The following is a 21,399-nucleotide window of genomic DNA, read 5'->3' on the forward strand; positions in this document are numbered from 1 at the left end:
GAAGGCAGCGTAACCATGCACAGAAGATCATCGGTAAGCCGTGTGCGGGAAAACCGCATGCACGGATTGAAAGGGGGATGGGGAAACGGACTCGCGTTGCGAGCACCGCGCCCCTGACTACCAATGCCCAAGTCCCAACGGTCTGCGCCGCCCGACGAACGGCCGGCGCGGGATGTCCCCGCACCGGACGAGGTCACGTCCCTGGACGGTGAGCGGTTTCTCGAGGTGAATCGGTCGACGCGGGACCGCCTGCGCGCGGAGGCCGATCGCCCAGGGTGGCTCCGGCGGCGTCGTGGGCGGCGTCCGTCCATCGTCGACGACGATGAGTCGCGCGATGACGCGCCGGATCGGGGCGGCCGGCGCCGGCCACGTGTCCTCGTTCTCGCCTTGGGCGTGCTGGTTGTCCTGCTCGCCGCGTCCACGGCGTTCTTCGCGACAAAGTGGATGCAGGCGGAGGATCGTGCCGAGGAGGCCGGACCCTCGCAGGCCGAGCGGTCGGAGGTCATGGATGTCGCCCGCGAGTACGCCGCAGTCATCGCCACCTACGACCCGGCCCGCTACGACGACCTGGATCGACGGATCCGGGAGATCTCCACATCCGAGTTCGCCAACACGTACATCACGTCCTCGCAGGACGCTCGCCGCGGCAACGCATCCGTCCGTGGAGTTTCCCGGGCGGTGTCGAATGACGCCGGGGTGCAGTCACTTTCGGACGACGAGGCGGTGGTGCTGGTCACCTTGGACCAGACGGTCACGTCGCCGGAGGTGAATGCGGAACTGCCCGAAGGCATTCCGTATCAATCCCGGGTCAAGGTGACGCTGGAGCGCCAGGACGGCCGATGGCTACTCGCCGGCCTGGACACTGTCTGATTTCGACGGCACGGCCTCGCCGAGCAAGATGCGCAGCCCCAGGGCCGAGATGCGGTCCGGGGTGGGATCGCGCTGCGAACGGGTCAGATCCATGATGACGTTGAGCGCCGCCTGCACCAGGAACCTCGCCTGCGCCGGAGACAACTCCGGACGGTCGCGGGTCAACCACGCCGCCCACTCCTCGACGTTGATGCGCTGCTGACTACGCAGCTCGGTTCGCTGCCGGGCCTCGACGTTGCCGATCTCGCGCGAGTAGACGGCGAGGATGTCGTTGTCGGTGCAGCACATGTCGCTGTAGGCGGTCACGAGGGAGACGATCGCTTCGCGAGGCGTGCCGGCCCGCGACAACGCGTCCGCGATCAGGGTGGTGACGCGATCGGAGGCACGCCAGAACGCTGCCTGCAGGATCGCGGCCTTGCTCTCGAAGTGCCGATACACCCCCGACGGTGGCAGGTCGGCGGCACGTGCGATGTCATCGATCGTCACATCGTGGAACCCGCGTGCCGCGAACAGGCGGATCGATTCGGCCAGCAACACTTCGCGTTTCGAGGTCGGGGACAGGCCGCGCGTCGCCTCGGTGGGGGGTGCCGAGTCGGGCGGCACGTCGACGTCCGCCAAACGTGTCGCCGCATCCGTGATCAGTTCGACGATCTGTCGCGCCGACATCACCGTCCGGTGGGTCGCGGGGCTGGCCACCACGCTGGTCATTGCGGCGGTGATCAGATCTGCCGAGGCGTGGTCGAGGTCTGGGCGGCACCCGCGCAACGCCCCGCGCATCCGCCGGTGCTGGGCGACCACGATCGCCCGGACGTACTGCGCGTCGTCGTTCTCGAGATAGTCGGCTTCCCAGTGGTAGATCCCGCCGGTCCGGCGGTTCGCCACGGCGGCCGCGGTCAAGGCGGCGAGCAGCGCGCGCAACTCGCCGGCCGGATCGTCGGGGGTGACTGGTACGGCGACGGTGGCGGTGGCCAGTGCGTCCGCCAAGGAGCGTGCGGTCTCGGCGAACAGGGCGTACTTGTTCGGGAAGTGCCGATACAGCGCGGGCGCGGAGATCCCCGCGGCGTCGGCGATCTCGTCGAGTCGCACGGCGTGATAGCCGCTGTCACTGAACGCCTTGGCGGCCGCGCGCAGGATGAGCTCGCGCCGGTCGGCCGGACGACGGCGGGGCGCGCGGCCCTCCGACGCGGTCGGGGTCGACGAACGAGAAGCCATGGGATGCGAGCTTAGCCGGAGTCGATCTTCTCCATGGTCGAATTGAATCTGTGGGTCAAAAGCCCAGCAAGATGTCCACTCGTGACGGAAAAAGTTAATCAGTATTCTCGTGATCTAGGTCGCACTGTGATAGTAATGTTGGCGTCGACCCACCTGTGACAGGTGGGCACGACAGAGCCGGAGGGGTGAGGCGAGCAGTGAGTGACAACGAAGCCGTCGTCGACGAGGTTCGGGTCGAGGTGGATGCCCGAGGGGTGGCCCGAATCGAGATCGATCGACAGCATCGGATGAATGCGCTGAACGGTAAGGCGTCGGCCACGATCATGGATGCGCTCGGCGAGTGGTCGCAGCGCGATGACGTTCGGGTCGTGGTCATCGATGGTGTCGGAGGCAGTTTCAGTACCGGTGCCGACGTGATCGACATCGCCCAGGCGGCCGGGGGGAATCCGACCGGGGGGCTCGACGCCACCCAGGCGCGCGGGGTGATCTCGTCGGGGTCCGACCTCGCGCGGGCGGTTCGGTCGGTGCGGGCCCCGGTCATCGCCGCGGTCGACGGTCCGGCTGTCGGCATCGGCGCATCCCTGGCGTTCGCGTCGGACCTCGTCTTCGCGACCGAGCGGTCCTACTTCTTGCTGGCCTTCATCAACATCGGACTCATGCCCGACGGTGGTGCGTCGATGTCGGTTGCGGCCTCGGTCGGGCGTGCCCGCGCCAACGCCATGGCGTTGCTCGGCGAGAAGCTACCCGCGGCAGAGGCATTCGGCGCCGGACTGCTCAGCGGGCTGGTTGCCGACCGGGCGGCTCTCGACGCGAAGGTGGACAAGGCCGTCGGCAAGCTCGTCGGAACCTCGGCGAGTGCACTGCGGCTGACCAAGGCCGCGCTCGACGCCCACACCATGGGCGACTTCGAGGCGGCCCTCGACCGCGAACTGGACGGGCAGACCGAGTTGCTGCAGTCCGCCGAGTTCCAGGCCGCGATGGCCGCATTCGCCGGCAGTAGCAAGTCCTGACCTCTCCATCCTGAGATCTCCACGTACTCAACATGAAACGCGACCGGTTCAGCAGTCGCACGAACGGAGGAAGACCCACATGACCGCCACCATCGATTCGGCCAGCGACCTCACCACCGAGCCGATGCGCTCGCGCCGCAACCACTGGAACAACCAGGTGCGACGTCACGCATTCATGACGCCCGACGGTCCCGCGCTGAAGTTCCTCGGTCAGGTGACCACCTGGCGTCAGCTGGATGAGCGCACACGGGCGTTCGCCGCGGCATTGACCCGACGTGGTGTCGGCTTCGGCGACCGGATCCTGCTGGTCATGCTCAACCGCACGGAGTACGTCGAGGCGACCCTGGGCGCCAACCTGATCGGGGCCATCCCGGTGCCGGTGAACGTTCGGATGAGCCCGGCCGAGATCGCGTTCCTGGTCGCCGACAGCGGCGCGAAGGTGATCATCACCGAGTCCCTGCTGGCGCCGCTCGCCGACGCGGTGAGTGCTTCCACCGGGGCGATCGACTCGACGATCGTGGTGGGGGACACCGACAACGAGGCACACCTGAAGTACGAGGCCCTGATGGCCGAGGACTCATCGGACCTGCCGGATATCGACATCCCGGAGGAGACCGTCGCCCTCATCATGTACACCTCGGGCACCACCGGTAAGCCCAAGGGCGCCATGCTGACCCACCAGAATCTGCAGGCGCAGGCCGTGACCTGTCTGCAGGCGCTGCAGACCCGTCCCGACGACATCGGTGCCTGCGTCGCACCGATGTTCCACATCGCCGGACTCGGTGCGATGACGCCGCTGTTCTACATGGGTGCGTTGTCGGTGATCCACCCGCTCGGTGCATTCGATCCGAACGACATGCTCGATACCCTCGAGCGCGAGGGCACCACCTCGATCTTCCTGGTGCCCGCGCAGTGGCAGGCGGTGTGCGCCGCCCAACAGGCCAAGCCGCGCAAGCTGAACCTCCGTGTCATCAGCTGGGGTGCCGCCCCGGCCTCGGACACGGTGCTGCGCGCGATGAGCGAGACCTTCCCGGACGCCATCAACGTCGCCGTGTTCGGTCAGACCGAGATGTCGCCGATCACGTGTGTGCTCGAGGGCAAGGACGCACTGCGCAAGATCGGTTCCATCGGCAAGGTCGTGCCCGCGGTGACCGCGCGCGTGGTGGACCCGGAGATGAACGACGTCAAGCGCGGCGAGGTCGGCGAGATCGTGTACCGCGGCCCGAACATGATGAAGGGCTACTGGCAGAACCCGCAGGGGACCGCCGACGCATTCCACGGCGGATGGTTCCACTCCGGCGACCTGGTCCGCGAGGACGACGAGGGCTTCCTCTACGTCGTGGACCGGGCCAAGGACATGATCATCTCGGGCGGCGAGAACATCTACTGCGCCGAGGTCGAGAATGCCCTCTTCGGGCACGAGAAGATCGCCGAGGCGGCGATCATCGGTCGCGCACATGAGAAGTGGGGCGAGGTGCCCGTGGCCGTCGTCGTGCTCGCCGCGGGCGTCGAGGACCTGACGCTCGAGGAGATGGAGCCATACCTGAACGAGAACCTGGCGCGCTTCAAGCACCCGAAGGATCTCGTCATCGTCGACGAACTGCCGCGCAACGCCGGCGGCAAGGTCGTCAAGCCGACGCTGCGTTCGTCCTACGGCAGCAAGGACGCCGGCCTGGCCAACTGATCGCCTCGCCGGGTCGTGGCGCCGACCCGGAACGTGGGAACGGACCGTGTGCACTCGGGGCTGTGCACACGGTCCGTTCGTCGTCTCCACCCGAATCCACACACCGAACTAGAACACGTTCCATTTTTGCCGAAAAGTGACTAGGGTCTCTCCTAGGTCGTCGGCGTGACACCGGGGGGCGACTACCGTCGGGCCGAACGCCGTCAGAAGTGGAGGATGCGAAGTGAAGACCAAAGGCGCACTGCTGCGGGAGAACAACAAGCCGTGGGAGATCGAAGAGATCGAGATCGGCGATCCGCAGCGGAGCGAGATCAAGATCAGGATGGAAGCGGCCGGCATGTGCCACTCCGATCACCATCTGATGACCGGTGGCATCCCGATGGCCGGGTTCCCGATCCTCGGCGGCCACGAAGGTGCCGGTGTGGTCGAAGAGGTCGGTGAGGGCGTCACCGACTTCGAGGTGGGCGATCACGTCGTGCTCTCGTTCATCCCCTCCTGCGGCAAGTGCCCGTCATGCAAGGGCGGACTGGCCAACCTGTGTGACTTCGGGGCCATGCTGCTACAGGGTGAGGCGGTGTCCGACAACACCTTCCGCATCCACACCGCCACCGGTGAGCCCGTCTACCCGATGACGCTGCTCGGCACCTTCTCGCCGTACATGGTCGTGCACGAGGCATCGGCGGTGAAGATCGACAAGGACATCCCGTTCGAGGTCGCCGCCCTGTGTGGTTGCGGAATCCCGACCGGCTACGGGTCGTCGACGCGCAGTGGCGACGTGCGACCCGGCGAGGACGTGGCCATCGTCGGTGTCGGCGGCGTGGGGACCGCTGCGCTGCAGGGTGCGGTCATCTCCGGCGCGCGCAACGTCATCGCGATCGACCCGGTGGAGTGGAAGCGCGAGCAGGCGATGAAGTTCGGTGCCACCCATGCCTTCGCCTCGGTGGAGGAGGCGGCGATGAGCATCGCCGAACTGACCAACGGGCACATGTGCCACAAGGTGATCGTCACCGTCGGCGAGGTGCACGGCAAGGACGTCGACACCTGGATGGGCATCACCGCCAAGGCGGGCACCTGCGTGCTGACCGGCATGGGCAACATGATGGAGAACGAGGTGACCCTGAACCTCGCGATGCTGACCCTGCTGCAGAAGAACCTGCAGGGCACCATCTTCGGCGGCGCGAACCCGAAGCTCGACATCCCGCAGTTGCTGTCGATGTACCGCATGGGCAAGCTCAACATCGAGGACATGATCACGCGCCGGTACCGCCTGGACCAGATCAACGAGGGGTACCAGGACATGCTCGACGGCAAGAACATCCGCGGCGTGATCCGCTACACCGACGCCGACCGCTGAGGAACGGCATCGGTAGGGTTGCCATGTGTCTGCACTGGATGCCCTAGCGACGTGGCCGGTCGATCACGCATCGGCCGCCCTCATCACCTCGAACGGCGTCGTGGCCGACCACGGCGACACCGAGCAGGTCTTCGAACTGGCCTCGGTCACCAAATTGCTGGTGGCCGAGGCCGTTCTCGTCGCGGTGGAGGAGGGCGCCGTCGACCTCGACGACACGGCCGGCCCGCCGGGCGCGACCGTCGGGCATCTGCTCGCCCATGCCTCGGGGTTGGCGTTCGACAGCCGCGACGTCGCGGCCGACGTGGGGACCGAGCGGATTTACTCGAGTGCCGGTTTCGAGGTGGTGGCCGACACCGTCGAGGCCGCCACCGACATCGGGTTCGCCGACTACCTGCACCAGGCCGTCGCGGAACCGCTCGGGCTGGCGTCGACGACGTTGGCCGGACCTGCCGGCCACGGCGCGCGGTCCTCGGTGGCCGATCTCGCGCGATTCGCCGCCGAACTGTTGTCACCGACGCTGGTGTCGCCGCAACTGTTCGCTGCCGCCACCTCTGTGCAGTTCCCCGGTCTCGACGGCTTCGTCCCGGGCTACGGCAAGCACCGACCCAACGACTGGGGCTTCGGATTCGAGATCCGGTCGGACAAGCGGCCGCACTGGACCGGAACCACCAACTCTCCGTCCACTTTCGGCCACTTCGGACAGACCGGCACCTTTCTGTGGGTCGATCCCACGCTGGGAGCGGCCTGTGTCGTTCTGACCGACCGGGCCTTCGGCGCGTGGGCGAAGCCGCTGTGGAGCGACTTCAATGACCGTGTCGTCGACGAGCTGCGCTCCGGGAATTCCTGAGAAACCACTCCAGAAACTGGCGCAACACGGGCCACATGGGGCACAATCGGACTCACAAGTGTGATATCCGGTTCGCGAGGTGTGTTGGGGAAGACGTTCCTCGTCGAGACCGGAGGTGAACAAGGTGCGCAATCTGAATCAGTTTGCGGACATGACGACTGGAGTGGTGTACATCCACTCGGCGCCGGTGGCGCTGTGTCCACATGTGGAGTGGGCTCTGTCGTCGACCCTGAATGCGCGGGCCAACCTGAAGTGGTCGGCGCAAGAGGCCGACCCCGGGATGCAACGTGCCACCGTTGACTGGACGGGCCCGGTCGGCACTGCCGCGCGCCTGGTGACCGCATTGCGTGAATGGTCCGGTCTCCGGTTCGAGGTGACCGAGAACGCCAGCGACGGAGTCGACGGCGAACGCTTCTCCTACGTGCCCGGTCTCGGACTGTGGCGTGGTTCGACGAGCGCCAACGGTGACGTCGTGATCGGCGAACTGCAGTTGCGCGCACTGATCGACCGTCAGCCCGACAGCATCGGTCTCGCCGGAGATCTGGAAGCCGCCCTCGGGACGGCGTGGGACGATGCGCTCGAGCCCTACCGGATGGGCGGTGCGGGGGCCGAGGTCACCTGGTTGCAGCAGCGGGTGGGGTAGGACAGCTCTGCTGATCGCGTGGGCACGACGACATCTCGCTGATCGAGTAGGTGACGAGCGGCAGCGAGGAGACGTATCGAGATAGCGTCCTCAGCCTGATCTCGATACGCCCTCCGCTAGCGCTCCGGGCTACTCGATCGGCGGTGGGGCGCTCCGGGGTTCCTCAGGGATCGGGTAGGGCTCGGTCAGAGCGGAATGTTCTTGTGCCGTCCGCGGCGCGCGGGAGCGGCGGCGAGCGCCTCGGCGATCCGGCTGCGCGTGGTGGCCGGGTCGATGACGTCGTCGACCACACCGATGGATTGTGCCCGTCCGACACCACCGGCGATCGCCTCGTGTTCGGCGGCCAGACGGTCGTGCAGGGCCTCGCGCTCATCGTCCGGTGCTGCGGCCAGAGCCTTCTTGTGGAGGATGCCGACCGCGGCCTTGGCGCCCATGACGGCGACCTCGGAGCCCGGCCAGGCGAACACCGCCGTCGCACCGAGTGCACGGGAGTTCATCGCGATGTAGGCGCCGCCGTAGATTTTTCGGGTCACCAGGGTGACCCGCGGGACGGTGCACTCGGCGAAGGCGTGCAGTAGTTTCGCCCCGCGCCGCACCACGCCGTTCCATTCCTGTCCGACGCCCGGCAGATAGCCGGGCACGTCGGTGATGACGATCAGCGGGATACCGAACGCGTCGCACAGGCGGACGAATCGGGAGGCCTTCTCGGCGCTCTCGGAGTTGAGGCACCCGCCCATGCGAAGGGGATTGTTGGCGATCACGCCGACGCTGCGGCCGGCCAGCCGGCCAAAGCCGACGACGATGTTCGGCGCCCACTTCGCCTGCAGCTCTTCGAAACTGGAGATCTCGGTCTCGTGGTCGGCGGCGAGCTGGGTGTCGAGGAGGTTTTCGACGACGGGGTGCACGTCGTAGGCGCGCCGATTCGATTCCGGCAGCAGCGCCTTGAGGTCGGTGTCGCCCGCCTCGGCCTGCTCCCGGTTGAAGTGGCCCTGTCTGCTGAATGTCGACACCAGGCGGCGGGCGCGCCAGTAGGCGTCCGGTTCGGAGTCGGCGGTGATGTGGCTGACGCCCGACTTCTTGCCGTGGGTGTGGGGGCCGCCGAGCGTCTCCATGTCCACCGATTCGCCGGTGACGCTCTTGACCACGTCCGGCCCGGTGACGAACACGCGACCGGCGGGGGCCATGATCACGACGTCGGTCAGCGCCGGGCCGTAGGCGGCACCGCCGGCCGCGAAGCCGACGACCACCGAGATCTGCGGTACGTAGCCGGAGGCCCGCACCATCGCCTCGAACACGCCGCCGACCGCGTGCAGGGCTTCGACGCCCTCGGCCAGGCGGGCGCCACCGGAATGCCAGATCCCGACGACGGGTGCCTGCTCGGTGATGGCGGTGTCGATCGCGTTCACGATGTGCGCGCACCCGACCACACCCATGGCACCGCCCATCACGGTGCCATCGGTGCAATAGGAGACCGTCCGTACGCCGTCGACCAGACCGATCGCCGCCTGCACGCCCGACTTGTCGCGGGCGTGCAGCAGCGAGACGGTCCCTTCGTCGAAGAAGTTGGTCAACCGCAGCATCGGATCCCGGGGATCCGCTGCCTCCTCACGGCCGGTGATGGGAGCCAATGTGGTCAACGGGGTCTCCTGTGGTGTCGGGTGCGTCAGTAGCGACCGAAGGTGAGCGCCACGTTGTGCCCACCGAACCCGAACGAGTTGCTCAACGCGTAGTCGATCTGCCCGTAGCGGGGTTCACCGTGCACGACGTCGACATCACATTCGGGGTCCTGGTTCTCCAGGTTGAGCGTCGCAGGGATGACGCCCTCTTCCACGCTCTTGATGGTCAGGACCGACTCCAGCGCCCCGACTGCGCCGATGGAGTGACCCAGCGCCGACTTCGGCGCATAGACCGCTGCGTGCTGACCGACCGCCATGTTGATGCCCACCGCCTCGGCGGTGTCACCGATCGGTGTCGCCGTGGCGTGCGCGTTGACATGGGTGATGTCGGCCTTGGTGAGCCCGGCCGTCTGGATCGCGCGGGTCATCGCCCGTGCGTTGCCCTGGCCACTGGGGTCCGGGGCGACCAGATGGAAGCCGTCGGACGTGATGCCGGCACCGAGCACACGCGCATGGATGTGCGCGCCGCGGGCACGGGCATGCTCCTCACGTTCCAGCACGAGCATCGCGGCGGCCTCGCCGAACACGAACCCGTCGCGATCCTTGTCGAAGGGACGCGACGCGCCGGCCGGATCGTCGTTGCGCGTGCTCATCGCCCGCATCATCGAGAACGCAGCAATCGGGATCGCGTCGATGTGTCCTTCCACACCGCCGGTCACCACCATGTCCGCGTCGCCCATGACGATGTGCCGCCACGCGTGTGCGATCGCCTCGGCACCCGACGAACACGCCGAGACAGGGGTGATCACACCGGCACGCGCGCCGACGTTGAGTCCGACGACCGCGGCGGGTCCGTTCGGCATCGCCATCGAGACGGCCAGCGGGGAGACCTTGCGGTAGTTGCCGGACTCCTCGATCGCCTTCACGGCGTCGACCATTGCGTCGCCGCCACCCTGGCCGGTACCCAACACGACCGCGAGGCGGTCCGGGTCGACCTCGGGCTCGCCGGCGTGGGCCCACAGGCGCTTGCTCATCACATGGGCGATGCGCTCGACGTAGGCCATACGGCGTGCTTCGACGCGGGTGACCTCTTCGGCTGGGTCCGCCAGAAGGCGTCCGCCGACCCGGCACGGCAGTTCGCCGTACTGGGTGACGAAGGGATCGGTGAGTTCCCGGATGCCCGACCCACCCGCAAGCAGATTCTTCCACGTGCTGTCGAGGTCCTCACCCAGAGACGTGGTGGCGACCATCGAGGTGACCACCACGCTCGGGAAGTTCCCGCCCAGCGTGGAGTATTCGCGGAGGGACGGGGAGCTCACGAGTTCTTGTCTGCCTCGACCTGGGCCTGGATGGCGGCCGCGGCCTCGGGGTTCTCGGCCTCGAGCTTCTGGATGTAGGCGACAGCGTCACCCACGGTCCGCAGGCCGGCGAGATCCTCGTCCGGGATCTTCACGCCGTACTTGTCCTCGGTCTGGACAGCGATCTCGACCATCGACAGCGAGTCGATGTCCAGGTCGTCGACGAACGACTTCTCCATGGTCACCTCGGACGGCTCGATGCCGGTGACTTCCTCGATGATCTCGGCGATGCCGGCAATGAGTTGTTCCTGGGTGGCAGCCACTGTGTGGTTCCCTTCTGTGTAGTGCATTGCTTCTGCTTGGGGCAGTGCTCTATTCGACTCCGGAGCACTCGTGAGCACCCCGCCCACGAGGGCTTGGACAACCGGCGAACCGGTTTTCCGGGGGTCACGGTCTGGCGCCGTGACCGCTATCCAAGTTCGGTGATGGCGTCGAGGCCGTCGGGATCCTTGAGTGCGAGCGTGGGCGTGCCCTTCAGCTCGCGTTTCGCGATGCCCGCCAGGGTCCCGGCCGGGGGCAGTTCGACGATGGCGGTGGTGGCCTGCTCGCGCATGTACGCCGAGCACAGGTCCCAGCGGACCGGCTGCGTCACCTGGGCGACGAGCTTGTCCAGGGCGTCGGCGCCGCTGGCCACCGGTCGGCCGTCGGAGTTGGACAGCAGTGTGCGCGCAGGTTCGGCGGGCACGATGTTGGCTGCGGCCTCGGCGACGGCGTCCTGGGCCGGGGCCATGAAACGGGTGTGGAACGCGCCGGCGACGGCGAGCTTGCGGATCCGGGCCTTGGCCGGCGGATTCGCGATGAGCTCCTCGATCGCCGCCACCTTGCCGGCGGCCACGATCTGGCCTGCGGCATTGCGGTTGGCCGGGACGAGATCGAGCTCGTCGAGGCGGGCGAGGACCTCGGCCTCGTCGCCCCCGAGGACGGCAGCCATGGTGGTGGGCTCGAGCGCACAGGCCTTGGCCATCTCGGCGCCGCGGATCGCGGCCAGCGAGACGGCCTCGTCGGCGCTGATGACCCCGGTGATCGCGGCGGCCGCGAGCTCGCCGACGGAGTGGCCGGCGACGATCGCGTCGGAGGGGAGTTCGGACCGCTTGTGCAACTCGTCGAAGGCGAGCAGCGCGGAGGCGACGACGAGCGGTTGGGTCACCGCGGTATCGGTGATCTCCTCCGCGGTCGCGGTGGTGCCGAGCCGCTCGAGGTCGAGGCGGGTCAGCTTGGACCACGTGGCGAGTTGGTCACGCGCACCCGCGAGTTCCAACCATGTGGTCAGCATCCCTGGTGTCTGAGAGCCCTGGCCGGGCGCAAGCATCGTGAGCACGTGACCAGAGAACACCGTCCGGACGGGTTTTGTGGGTGTTGAGGCCCATGAACCTTGTGGTGTGGATTTGTGGGGTTTCCACAAAGTTCACCGAAGGGGTACCTGGTTCGTCATCACTCCGAGATGCGTTACCAAACTGTGCTCTGAATGGGTTGATCTGCGGAAACGTCTAAAACGGTCTGTGGCTGATGTGGTTGGTGTGACTCATGAGTGCGATTCGTTTTGGAAGTGTGTCAATCGACCCACAGTGCCCGCGACTCTCAGGACATAAGCGTCGCGAGGGTTTGTCGGATCGCGACCTGTGATTTCCGCAACTTTCTTCAGTCTGTAACGGACGGTATTTGGATGTATATACAGAAGACGAGCACAACTCTCGACTGAGCCACCGGAATCCAGGTAGGCCTCGAGCGTTGCATTCAGCGTGCTGCCGCCCTTGGCCAATGGACGCACCAACAGCTCGTGCAATGTCGTCATCGCCGTCTGGTCGCCGTTCAGTGCCCGCTCCGGCAACAACTCCAGGCTGTGTACGGGTCGCGGGGCGTTCGGCCAGCCCGCCACCGCCGAGATCCCCGACATCGCCTCGTTGGCGCTCGAGTAGGCGCTGCCGAGGTTCGGCATGGTCGGCCCGATCACCACAGCACCGTCGGCGAAGTGCTTGAGCAGGTCGGTCACGAAGCGCTCGGTGGGTCGGATGGCCCCGCTGACGATCGCGACGAGGAACTTGCCCTGCACCACCGACAGCGCGGAGCGGTCATGCTGCTTGGCGGTGTTGTGGATGGCCAACGGCACCGAGACGTTCTGTTCCGGTGGGGGAGCGCCGACGATGACCGTCGCGGGTGCGTCGGAATCCCAGTTGAGTGCCGCGGCGCGGGACAGGAGCTGCGGGCCGGTGTCGCCGCGGACCACCGCGTCGACGACGAGCGCCTCCAGGCGCGAATCCCATGCACCACGTGACTCGGCCGCCGATGCGTAGATGGACGCGGCGGCGAACCCGATCTCACGGCCGTAGCGCAGCACCGACTCGGTCAATGCCCGTAGCTGCGCGTCGTTGCGGGCGAGCAGCGGCAGCCATTTCTCGAAGAACTCCATCGCGACGCGGACCATCTCGACGGTCTGCAGCAGGGTGATGCGTCGGGCCAGGTCCTGCGGCACCACCTGAAACGCCTGCACCGTGAACTTGACGTTGCCCTCGGGGTCCTGAATCCACTCGACGAAGTTGACCACCGCCGTCTGGACCACCAGCTGCACGCTCGCGCGCTGGGCGGCATCGAGGTCGCCGAAGTACGGCAGCTGGTCCTGCATGGAGTGCACGGCCTCGGTGGCCAACCGGCCGCTGTACTGCTTCACGCGGCGCAGCAACGTGTCGGGGAGCGCGTCGTGGACGGTCGCCGGCGCGGGGACATGCGCTCCCCGCTCGCCGAACACATCGGCGGGTGGTGGCTCTGGGTTCAGCGGGGCGTCGGTCACCTTTTCAATCTATGCCTCCGGTCCCGCGTGACCATCCACCGATGGTCACGCGGAACGGAGCACGTCAGGCGACGCCGGGGTCGCTGGTCTGCTCGGGAGCAGCCGAGACGTCGGTGATCTGGTACTTGTCGGCCGCTTCCTGCGCGACCGTGAACGGGATGTTCCCGTCGCGGGCCAGGCCCACGAGTACGCCGACGACGATCGACTCGGCATCGACGTTGAAGAAGCGCCGCGCGGCCGGCCGGGTGTCGGAGAAACCGAACCCGTCGGTGCCCAGGGTCAGATAGGTACCCGGGACGTAGGCGCGGATCTGCTCCTGAACACCCCGCATGAAGTCGCTCACCCCGATCGAGGGCCCGACCGTCTGTGCGAGCACGTCGGTCAGGTACGGCCGCGGATTCGCGGTGTTCGGCTCACGCAGCGCCAGCCGATCGGACTCGATCCCGTCCCGGGCCAGCTCGCTCCACGAGGTCACCGAGAACACGTTGGCACCCACGTTCCACTCGTCGGCCAGCATCTCCGCGGCGCGCAACGCGTCGGGCATCGTCACCCCGGAGACCAGGATGTTGGCGTAGAACTGCTTGCCGTCCGGTGCCTGCTGGAACCGATAGATGCCCTTGAGGAGGCCGGTGACATCGAGGTTCTCGGGTTCGGCCGGCTGGCTGATCGGCTCGTTGTACACCGTCAGGTAGTAGTAGATGTTCTCCGGGTTCTCGCCGTACATCCGCTCGAGCCCGTCGGCGATGATGTGCCCCAGTTCGAACGCGAATGCCGGATCGTAGGACACCACCGCGGGATTGGTCGCCGCGAGCAGCAACGAGTGGCCGTCGGCGTGCTGCAGGCCTTCACCGGTCAGCGTGGTGCGACCGGCCGTCGCGCCGATGGCGAACCCACGGGCCATCTGATCCGACGCCGCCCAGAAGCTGTCGCCGGTGCGCTGGAAGCCGAACATCGAGTAGAAGATGTAGAGCGGGATCATCGGCTCGTCGTGGGTGGAGTAGGACGAGCCGACAGCGGCGAACGAACCGGCCGAACCGGCCTCGTTGATGCCCTCGTGGAGGATCTGGCCCTCGGAGCTCTCCTTGTAGGCCAGCATCAGTTCGGCGTCGACCGACGTGTAGAGCTGCCCGTTGCGGTTGTAGATCTTGAGGCTCGGGAACCACGAGTCCATGCCGAAGGTGCGGGCCTCGTCGGGGATGATCGGGACGATGCGATGGCCGATCTCCTTGTCGCGCAACAGGTCCTTGAAGATGCGGACCAGCGCCATGGTGGTCGCGACCTGCTGCTTGCCCGAACCCTTGCCCGACGTCTTGAGCGCCCTGCTGACATCGGGACGCAGGACCTTCGACTTGGTGCGCCGCGCAGGCAGCGAGCCACCGAGCTCCTTGCGGCGCTCCAGCATGTACTGGACCTCTTCGGAATCGAGGCCGGGGTTGTAGTACGGCGGAAGGTACGGATCCTTGTCGAGCTGTTCGTCGCTGATCGGGATGCGGTTATTGTCCCGGAACGCCTTGAGGTCGTCGAGGGTCAGCTTCTTCATCTGGTGGGTGGCGTTGCGGCCCTCGAAGTGCGTGCCCAGCAGGTAGCCCTTGATGGTGTGCGCCAGGATCACGGTCGGCTGGCCCTTGTGGGCGACCGCCGCGGCGTAGGCGGCGTGCACCTTGCGGTAGTCGTGACCGCCGCGCTTCATCTCCCAGATCTGCGCATCGGTCAAGTCCTTGACGAGTTCCTTCGTCCGCGGGTCACGGTTGAAGAAGTGTTCGCGGATGAAGGCGCCGTCGTTGGCCCGGTAGGTCTGGAAGTCGCCGTCCGGCGTCGAGTTCATCAGGTTGACCAGGGCGCCCTCGTGGTCGCCGTAGAACAGCTTGTCCCACTCACGGCCCCAGATCACCTTGATCACGTTCCAGCCGGCGCCGCGGAAGAACGACTCGAGTTCCTGGATGATCTTGCCGTTGCCGCGGACCGGGCCGTCGAGGCGCTGCAGGTTGCAGTTGATGACGAAGGTCAGGTTGTCGAGGCCCTCGGTCGCCGCGAAGCTCGCGAAGCCGCGCGACTCCGGTTCGTCCATCTCACCGTCGCCGAGGAACGCCCACACGTGCTGGTCGGAGGTGTCCTTGATGCCGCGGTCGTGCAGATAGTGGTTGAAGCGCGCCTGATAGATCGCGTTCATCGGGCCGATACCCATCGACACCGTCGGGAACTGCCAGAAGTCCGGCATGAGCCGCGGATGCGGATATGAGGGCAGTCCGCCGCCCATCCCTGCGTGGCTGTGTTCCTGCCGGAAGCCGTCCATGCGGGATTCGTCGATGCGGCCTTCGAGGAATGCGCGGGCGTAGATGCCGGGCGCCGCGTGACCCTGGATGAAGATGTGGTCGCCGCCGCCCGGGTGATCGAGTCCGCGGAAGAAGTGATTGAACCCGACCTCGTACAGGGTGGCCGAGGACGCGTAGGTGGAGATGTGGCCGCCGACCCCGACACCGGGACGCTGGGCGCGGTGCACCATGATCGCGGCGTTCCAGCGGAGGATGCGACGGAACCGACGCTCGAGCGCCTCGTCGCCGGGGAACTCGGGTTCGACCTCGGTGGTGATGGTGTTGACGTAGTCGGTGGAGGTCAGCGAGGGGATGGATACCTGCTTCTCACCGGCGCGCTCCAGCATGCGCAGCATCAGGTACCGGGCGCGGGACGGGCCCGCGTGAGCGATGAGCTGATCCATCGATTCGAGCCACTCGGTGGTCTCTTCGGGGTCGGTGTCGGGCAGATAGGACGCCACGCCCTCCCTGATGACGCGGACCCGGTTCTCGTCGTTGCCATCGGTACCGGCCGGCCGCGATCCGTTGCCGCCGGTGGTCGTCGTGTGCTCTGCCTGTTCGGTCACTGTGATGCCTACTCCCTCGGTCGGCCGGTGCACGGTGGTGTCCGGCGTGCGATGACTCGGGCGTCGCTCCGATGATGTCGGGACCGCGACGTCCCACTTCACATCGTGCCCCATGTCACCGCGGTTGGCACCGGGTGGGCGAGCTTGCTGCCACACGCTCTCACCTGCGGTAGCGTTTCGGTGTTTGTTACTCATGGGTCAGGAGAAGGATGCGGCGCGGACGGGGTGATCGGATCGTGGCGGGCGTCGTCGGCGACGTGACGATGTCATCGGTGCGGCGCGCCTGCGGGCTGGCGGTCCTGGCCCTGATCGCGGTCGGGTGCGCGGCGCCGATCGACGGTTCCGGAACGGCCGCCCCGGGTGAGGTCTCGGCCTACGAGGCCCAGCGGTCGGCATCGATCGCCTCGTCGATCCGGCAGGACGGTGTGGACCTGTGTCGCGAGGCGATGTCGTCGATGGTGGTCATGGTGCGCGGATACAACGTGTTCGTCGAACGCCTCAGTGAGGTCCACGCCTACGGCGAGGTCGGCGACCTCGACGAGAAAGCGCGCGCCAGCCTCATCGCCGGCTCCGATCAGATCCGGGGCAAGCTCACCGAGAAGACGCCCGAGGACGTTCGGGAGCCGACAACGCGGTTCCTCGACTCCACCGCCCGGCTCGGTGACGCCATCGGGGACAGGCGGCTCACCGGCCTCAATCCCGTTGCCGTGCAGTGGACTCGGGACAAGAGGGCAGTTCTCGATACGTGTGAACGCTATTTGCCGATCCCGCCGGTGTCGGATGCGTCGCCGGCCCCGGAGCCAGGGGATGCACCGGCCGACGACGCGCCGCCGACCGAGTCCGACGACCCGGCACCGCCCACCTCCTGAACGGGTCCCGATGAACATCGCCGCGTCGGTGTCGGTCGGCTGTCCGCAATACCCCTGTTCGGGTTGCACCTCGAGCATTTAGGCTGTTCCCTAAGCTGACAGTCGAATTCGCATTGGCAGGGAGGTCGCACGCGGTGGTAGCCGCCACAGAGTCCAGCAGCGCTGGGGGCAGTAGCGCCCACAAGCTCGGATTCACGTCCGGCATGGTGGTGCAGGAGCTCGGTTGGGATGAGGACACCGACGACGACCTGCGTGCCGATATCGAGGACGTCATCGGTGAGGAGATGCTCGACGATGACGCCGACGATGTCATCGACGTGGTCATCCTCTGGTGGCGCGACGGCGATGGTGATCTCGTCGACGCCTTGATGGATGCCATCGCCCCCCTCGCCGACGACGGGTACGTCTGGGTGTTCTCGCCGAAGACCGGCACCGACGGACATGTCGATCCCAGTGAGATCGCCGAGTCCGCGCCGACGGCGGGTCTGACCCAGACGAACGTCGTCAGCCTCGGGCGATGGTCGGGATCTCGGCTGGTGCAGCCGAAATCCCGGAAGCGTCCATGAGCGACGACGCCCCCTCGGGTCCGGCGCAACCGCTGGCAGTCGGCGAGACGGCGCCGGACTTCGAACTCCGGGACCAGAACAACCAGCGGGTGTCGCTGAGCGCCCTGCGCGCCGACGGTGAGGTGCTGCTGGTGTTCTTCCCGCTGGCGTTCACCGGCACCTGTCAGGGCGAGCTCGGCTACATCCGGGACAACGAGCCCCGGTTCGTCCACGATGGTCTGCGAACGGTCGCCATCTCGGTGGGCCCGCCGCCGACGCACAAGGTGTGGTCGTCGGCGCAGGGTTTCCTGTTCCCGATCCTGTCGGACTTCTGGCCGCACGGTGAGGTCGCCTCGACGTACGGGGTGTTCAACGAGGGTTCCGGTTACGCCAACCGGGCGACCTTCCTGGTGGACAGGGACGGCGTCATCACCTTCGCCGACATGCTCGGGCCCGGTGAGGCGCGCGATTCGGATCTCTGGGAGAAGGCGCTCCTCGCGGTCAACTAGCGGCCGTCACCCGGCGCCGCCGGGCGAGGCGGGCCAGGCGCGGCAGTATCGCCCTCTGCAGCGGCACGGGCACGCCCGCGAGGTAGCCGTCCTGTAGGTCCCACAGCAACGCGAGGTCCAGCGGATTGCGCGGCACCCCGTGTCGGTTCGTGCGTCCCGCGGCGTCGAGGTGGTGCCACGTCTCGAACATCTCGCGGTGCCGACCGGGCGGGGTGATGACGTGGTCGATCGCGCTGTCCGGATCGACGCACCAGAACTCGTGGACCTGTCGAGGGTGGACCGTGACGGTCTCGCCCGGCCCGACGACGACGGTGCGGCGGTCGACCCGAAACCGCAGTCGCCCGGATGTCACGGTGAATGTCTCGGCCAGCTCGGGATGCCAGTGCGGGCCGGCCAGTCGTCCGGGCCGCGGGATCTCATGCCGCAGGTGCAGATGCTGCGTGCCGTCGTCGTCGATGAGGGTGCCGAGAATCTGCACACTGTGACCGTCTCGGAAGGTCAGCGTCTTGCCGTCCATATTTACCAAGGCTACCTTGATAAATATGGACGGGGAAGCGTCGTCGCGGCTGCTGTTGAGATCCTTCGTGGAGGTCACCCGGGCGTTCGAGGACCGCGTGTTGTCCGGATTGGACATCGACGGCGTGCGTCCTGCCCATCTGGGCGTCTTTCGCTATCTGCATCCGGGCGGCAGCCGGATCGGTGACCTGGCGACGTCGGCGGGCATGACCGGCCAGGCGATGGGGGAGCTCGTCGGCAAGATGCGCGAGCTGGGGTTCGTCGACGTGGTCGCGGATGCTGCCGATCGGCGGGCTCGGCTGGTCGTGCTGACACCTCGTGGCCGCGACGCGGTGGCACGGTACGCGGCGCGGGTCCGCGAGGTCGAGGAGGAACTCGGCGGACAGATCGGCGCCGACGGTGTGGACGACCTGCGGTCCCTCCTGGATCGGTGCGCCGACGCTCTCGGCGTCGCGCGCTGATGCGGAGGTTGGTTTTGGGCTGCGGCGCGAGACCCATTACATTCATGAATTGGTGTTCCGGTGTCGCTTCGCCGGGATCGCCTCCGCGCGTATAGCTCAGCGGTAGAGCTCTGGTCTTACACACCAGCGGTCAGGGGTTCGAATCCCTTTGCGCGCACCGTCGTACCTTCGGTGCATCCAGCCGGTCGGCCGCTGCTACCCCCACCCCGAAACACGTTCTCGCGCATCGACGAATCCTTCATCGACTGTTCACCCGCCGCGAAGCCGTGCCGCGCAGATCCATCGGTAGCGTCGAGGGCGCCGAGGGATTGATTGTTGCCCTTCCCCCGGGCGGTCCCGAGGACGCACCACCTTTGTCGATCACCCCGCAGCACGGGGACTCCGGGGGTGGTGCCGACACTCACAGCGCTCCGACTGCTCACCCGCGGTCGGGGTGCTGTGTGCTCACCGGCCGATGTTTCCTCGGTGATGTCCGACGACGACCGTGGCCGAGAGTTCCTCCGACGACACCACCGACGCGAGCAGGCCGTGGTCCGACAACGCCTCGGCCGTCAGGGTCGCCTGGGCCGCCCCGGTCTCGATCAGCACGTGTCCGCCCGGGCGTAGCCAGGCGCCGGCCTCCGCCCCGATCCGGCGGTGGTGATCGACGCCTTCGAGCCCGCCGTCGTGGGTGTGTCGCGGTTCGTGGTCCCGCGCCTCGGACGGCATGTGGCCGAGTTCGCCGGTCGGTACGTACGGCGCGTTCACGACCACCACGTCGACCCCACCCTTGAGCTCGGCCGGCAGTGGTTCGAACATGTCCCCGCAAAACACCTGGCCGCCGATGTGCTCGATGTTGCGGGCCGCGCACCGCGCGGCGGCCGGGTCGATGTCGGCGGCGTAGAGCCGCACATCGGGGACCTCATGGGCGACGACGAGCCCGATCGCGCCGGTCCCGCAGCACAGATCCACCACGACAGAACCAGGCGGACACACCGCAACAGCCTGTCGGACAAGCCATTCCGTGCGACGTCGGGGAACGAACACGCCGGCGTCGACGAGGACGGTCTGCCCGCAGAACGTCATCCGGCCGATGACCACCTCGAGCGGTTCGCCCGCGATCCGGCGGGTCAGCATGGCCTCCAGGTCGGAGGGGTCCGCGGCCTTGGCCAGCAGCAGCTCCGCCTCCTCCTCGGCGAACACACATCCGGCCGCCCGGAGCCGGTCCGTCGTCCGGGCCAGCAACTGCAGGTCCGGGTGGAGGCTCATCTGGTGCCCACGCTGTCGACCGCCCGCCGATACCGGGCGGCGACCTCGTCGTGATAGCGCGCCACCGCACGGCACTCGTCGACCAGTTCGGGCGGATCGAGCACGGTGAAGTCGGCCTCGAACGCGCGCAGCCATCGGGCGATGCTCACCAGCGATGTGCTGAACAGCACGAGCTCGCAGCCGTGCTCGTCGCCGGCTTCGATCGTTCCCCAGTCGTCGTAGACCATCGCGGCCACCGTCTCCATCGGCGCGTGTACACGGACCCGCGCCGATGCGCGCCGGTACACCGCCCCGAGACTGCGGGTCAGGAATCCCGTGGCGCCGCCCTCCGGCAACTCCCGGGGCGTGAACCGCGGACCGGTGGGCGTCTTCGGCTCCATCCGATCGACCCGGAACGACCGCCAATCCTCGCGCCCGAGATCCCATCCGATCAGATACCAGCGCAGCCCACTGCGGACCAGGCGATACGGCTCGATCTCGCGTCGGCTCTCCACGCCGTCGCCGCGGCGGTAGTCGAACCGCAACCGCTCACCGCGGTGGCACGCGGTGGCGATCTCCGTCAGCACCGCACCCGACACCGGATGGCGCTCCTCACGCGGCACGGCCTCCATGGTCAGCGCGTCGAGGCGGTGTCGCAGTCGGGAGGGCATCACCTGCCGCAGCTTGGTCAGTGCACCCGCCGACGCCTCGGCCATGTCGCTGACTGAGCCCGTGGTGATCTCGTTGAGACCGAGGGCCACCGCGAGCACCTCCTGATCGTCGAGTAGCAGGGGAGGCATCTCCGCACCCGCACCCAGCCGGTATCCGCCGCCGACGCCGACGGTCGCGTCGACCGGATAGCCGAGTTCGCGGAGCTTGTCGACGTCACGCCGCACCGTGCGGGTGGTGATGCTCAGGCGCTCGGCGAGTTCGGAGCCCGACCATTCGCGTCGCGTCTGCAGCAACGTCAACAGGGAGAGCAGTCTCGCCGAGGTTTCCAACATGTCGTCATCCT

The 21,399-nt window shown here is 67.3% G+C and carries 20 protein-coding genes and 1 tRNA gene; 11 read left to right on the forward strand and 10 right to left on the reverse strand.

The window, feature by feature from the left end:
- The first annotated feature begins 123 nt into the window (after positions 1 to 123).
- Entirely contained in the window at positions 124 to 870 is a 747-nt protein-coding gene (locus VZC37_RS18505) for a hypothetical protein (protein ID WP_330434471.1), read from the forward strand.
- On the opposite strand, the gene VZC37_RS18510 is transcribed toward VZC37_RS18505, so the two are convergent.
- Positions 844 to 2,082, reverse strand: a complete 1,239-nt coding sequence (locus VZC37_RS18510; protein ID WP_330434472.1) for a TetR/AcrR family transcriptional regulator — start codon at positions 2,080 to 2,082, stop codon at positions 844 to 846. The two genes, VZC37_RS18505 and VZC37_RS18510, sit on opposite strands and share 27 nt — an antisense overlap.
- A gap of 197 nt (positions 2,083 to 2,279) precedes the next feature.
- Between VZC37_RS18510 and VZC37_RS18515 the strand changes: the two genes are divergently transcribed.
- The 5 genes from VZC37_RS18515 to VZC37_RS18535 all read left to right on the forward strand — a co-directional run bounded on the left by VZC37_RS18515 (position 2,280) and on the right by VZC37_RS18535 (position 7,620).
- Entirely contained in the window at positions 2,280 to 3,092 is an 813-nt protein-coding gene (locus VZC37_RS18515) for an enoyl-CoA hydratase-related protein (RefSeq protein ID WP_330434474.1), read from the forward strand.
- A gap of 79 nt (positions 3,093 to 3,171) precedes the next feature.
- Entirely contained in the window at positions 3,172 to 4,776 is a 1,605-nt protein-coding gene (gene fadD5, locus VZC37_RS18520) for a fatty-acid--CoA ligase FadD5 (protein ID WP_330434476.1), read from the forward strand.
- Between the two features lie 223 nt (positions 4,777 to 4,999).
- Positions 5,000 to 6,130 (forward strand): NDMA-dependent alcohol dehydrogenase, encoded by a 1,131-nt coding sequence (locus VZC37_RS18525; RefSeq protein WP_330434478.1) that lies wholly within the window; start codon positions 5,000 to 5,002, stop codon positions 6,128 to 6,130.
- Positions 6,131 to 6,155: 25 nt separating this feature from the next.
- A complete protein-coding gene (locus VZC37_RS18530) occupies positions 6,156 to 6,977 on the forward strand; it encodes a serine hydrolase domain-containing protein (protein WP_330434479.1) in 822 nt (273 codons plus the stop codon).
- 124 nt (positions 6,978 to 7,101) lie between these two features.
- Complete coding sequence (locus VZC37_RS18535) at positions 7,102 to 7,620, forward strand: DUF3145 domain-containing protein (protein ID WP_330434481.1); 519 nt, start codon at positions 7,102 to 7,104, stop codon at positions 7,618 to 7,620.
- Between the two features lie 185 nt (positions 7,621 to 7,805).
- Here VZC37_RS18535 and VZC37_RS18540 read toward each other — a convergent pair whose 3' ends face one another.
- From VZC37_RS18540 to aceE, 6 genes are all read right to left on the reverse strand, one after another.
- Positions 7,806 to 9,200, reverse strand: coding sequence for an acyl-CoA carboxylase subunit beta (locus tag VZC37_RS18540; RefSeq protein ID WP_330434947.1), 1,395 nt, complete (start codon positions 9,198 to 9,200; stop codon positions 7,806 to 7,808).
- An 83-nt stretch (positions 9,201 to 9,283) separates the two neighbouring features.
- On the reverse strand, positions 9,284 to 10,555 hold the full coding sequence (locus VZC37_RS18545; RefSeq protein WP_330434482.1) for a KasA/KasB family beta-ketoacyl-ACP synthase: 1,272 nt from the start codon (positions 10,553 to 10,555) through the stop codon (positions 9,284 to 9,286).
- Entirely contained in the window at positions 10,552 to 10,857 is a 306-nt protein-coding gene (acpM, locus tag VZC37_RS18550; RefSeq protein WP_330434484.1) for a meromycolate extension acyl carrier protein AcpM, read from the reverse strand. The genes VZC37_RS18545 and acpM overlap by 4 nt, the downstream gene beginning before the upstream one ends.
- 146 nt (positions 10,858 to 11,003) lie before the next feature.
- Positions 11,004 to 11,912 carry an ACP S-malonyltransferase gene (locus tag VZC37_RS18555; RefSeq protein ID WP_330434486.1) on the reverse strand — a complete coding sequence of 303 codons (909 nt, stop codon included), beginning with the start codon at positions 11,910 to 11,912 and terminating at the stop codon, positions 11,004 to 11,006.
- A gap of 204 nt (positions 11,913 to 12,116) precedes the next feature.
- Positions 12,117 to 13,379: a PucR family transcriptional regulator gene (locus tag VZC37_RS18560; protein ID WP_330434488.1), complete on the reverse strand. Its 1,263-nt coding sequence runs from the start codon at positions 13,377 to 13,379 to the stop codon at positions 12,117 to 12,119.
- 64 nt (positions 13,380 to 13,443) lie between these two features.
- The gene (aceE, locus tag VZC37_RS18565; RefSeq protein ID WP_431309446.1) at positions 13,444 to 16,257 is read right to left on the reverse strand and encodes a pyruvate dehydrogenase (acetyl-transferring), homodimeric type; all 2,814 of its coding nucleotides are present in this window, start codon (positions 16,255 to 16,257) and stop codon (positions 13,444 to 13,446) included.
- Positions 16,258 to 16,466: 209 nt separating this feature from the next.
- On the opposite strand from aceE, the gene VZC37_RS18570 reads away from it, so the two are divergent.
- From VZC37_RS18570 to VZC37_RS18580, 3 genes are all read left to right on the forward strand, one after another.
- On the forward strand, positions 16,467 to 17,126 hold the full coding sequence (locus tag VZC37_RS18570; protein WP_330434492.1) for a hypothetical protein: 660 nt from the start codon (positions 16,467 to 16,469) through the stop codon (positions 17,124 to 17,126).
- 134 nt (positions 17,127 to 17,260) lie between these two features.
- Positions 17,261 to 17,692, forward strand: coding sequence for a DUF3052 domain-containing protein (locus VZC37_RS18575; RefSeq protein ID WP_330434494.1), 432 nt, complete (start codon positions 17,261 to 17,263; stop codon positions 17,690 to 17,692).
- The gene (locus tag VZC37_RS18580) at positions 17,689 to 18,180 is read left to right on the forward strand and encodes a peroxiredoxin (RefSeq protein ID WP_330434496.1); all 492 of its coding nucleotides are present in this window, start codon (positions 17,689 to 17,691) and stop codon (positions 18,178 to 18,180) included. The genes VZC37_RS18575 and VZC37_RS18580 overlap by 4 nt, the downstream gene beginning before the upstream one ends.
- Here the strand turns inward: VZC37_RS18580 and VZC37_RS18585 are convergent.
- Complete coding sequence (locus VZC37_RS18585) at positions 18,173 to 18,697, reverse strand: cupin domain-containing protein (RefSeq protein ID WP_330434498.1); 525 nt, start codon at positions 18,695 to 18,697, stop codon at positions 18,173 to 18,175. The genes VZC37_RS18580 and VZC37_RS18585 overlap by 8 nt on opposite strands.
- A gap of 25 nt (positions 18,698 to 18,722) precedes the next feature.
- Between VZC37_RS18585 and VZC37_RS18590 the strand changes: the two genes are divergently transcribed.
- Together VZC37_RS18590 and VZC37_RS18595 are read left to right on the forward strand one after the other, a co-directional pair.
- Positions 18,723 to 19,157, forward strand: a complete 435-nt coding sequence (locus VZC37_RS18590; RefSeq protein ID WP_330434500.1) for a MarR family winged helix-turn-helix transcriptional regulator — start codon at positions 18,723 to 18,725, stop codon at positions 19,155 to 19,157.
- 85 nt (positions 19,158 to 19,242) lie between these two features.
- Positions 19,243 to 19,314, forward strand: a tRNA-Val gene (locus VZC37_RS18595).
- Between the two features lie 287 nt (positions 19,315 to 19,601).
- Here VZC37_RS18595 and VZC37_RS18600 read toward each other — a convergent pair.
- Positions 19,602 to 20,405: a putative protein N(5)-glutamine methyltransferase gene (locus VZC37_RS18600; protein ID WP_330434503.1), complete on the reverse strand. Its 804-nt coding sequence runs from the start codon at positions 20,403 to 20,405 to the stop codon at positions 19,602 to 19,604.
- Entirely contained in the window at positions 20,402 to 21,388 is a 987-nt protein-coding gene (locus VZC37_RS18605) for a helix-turn-helix transcriptional regulator (RefSeq protein ID WP_330434506.1), read from the reverse strand. Before VZC37_RS18605 ends, VZC37_RS18600 begins: the two co-directional genes overlap by 4 nt.
- Positions 21,389 to 21,399: the final 11 nt, after the last annotated feature.

This window comes from Gordonia sesuvii, from assembly GCF_036350415.1.
GTDB classification, from domain to species: Bacteria; Actinomycetota; Actinomycetes; order Mycobacteriales; family Mycobacteriaceae; genus Gordonia; species Gordonia sesuvii.

Excerpts from the sequence above, each read along its gene's own strand:
- VZC37_RS18580 (WP_330434496.1), top strand. The coding sequence starts at position 17,689 with ATGAGCGACGACGCCCCCTCGGGTCCGGCGCAACCGCTGGCAGTCGGC.
- VZC37_RS18605 (WP_330434506.1), bottom strand. The coding sequence starts at position 21,388 with ATGTTGGAAACCTCGGCGAGACTGCTCTCCCTGTTGACGTTGCTGCAG.
- VZC37_RS18510 (WP_330434472.1), bottom strand. The coding sequence starts at position 2,082 with ATGGCTTCTCGTTCGTCGACCCCGACCGCGTCGGAGGGCCGCGCGCCC.
- VZC37_RS18540 (WP_330434947.1), bottom strand. The coding sequence starts at position 9,200 with ATGCTGCGGTTGACCAACTTCTTCGACGAAGGGACCGTCTCGCTGCTG.
- fadD5 (WP_330434476.1), top strand. The coding sequence starts at position 3,172 with ATGACCGCCACCATCGATTCGGCCAGCGACCTCACCACCGAGCCGATG.
- VZC37_RS18600 (WP_330434503.1), bottom strand. The coding sequence starts at position 20,405 with ATGAGCCTCCACCCGGACCTGCAGTTGCTGGCCCGGACGACGGACCGG.
- VZC37_RS18585 (WP_330434498.1), bottom strand. The coding sequence starts at position 18,697 with ATGGACGGCAAGACGCTGACCTTCCGAGACGGTCACAGTGTGCAGATT.
- VZC37_RS18590 (WP_330434500.1), top strand. The coding sequence starts at position 18,723 with ATGGACGGGGAAGCGTCGTCGCGGCTGCTGTTGAGATCCTTCGTGGAG.
- VZC37_RS18570 (WP_330434492.1), top strand. The coding sequence starts at position 16,467 with ATGCGGCGCGGACGGGGTGATCGGATCGTGGCGGGCGTCGTCGGCGAC.
- VZC37_RS18505 (WP_330434471.1), top strand. The coding sequence starts at position 124 with ATGCCCAAGTCCCAACGGTCTGCGCCGCCCGACGAACGGCCGGCGCGG.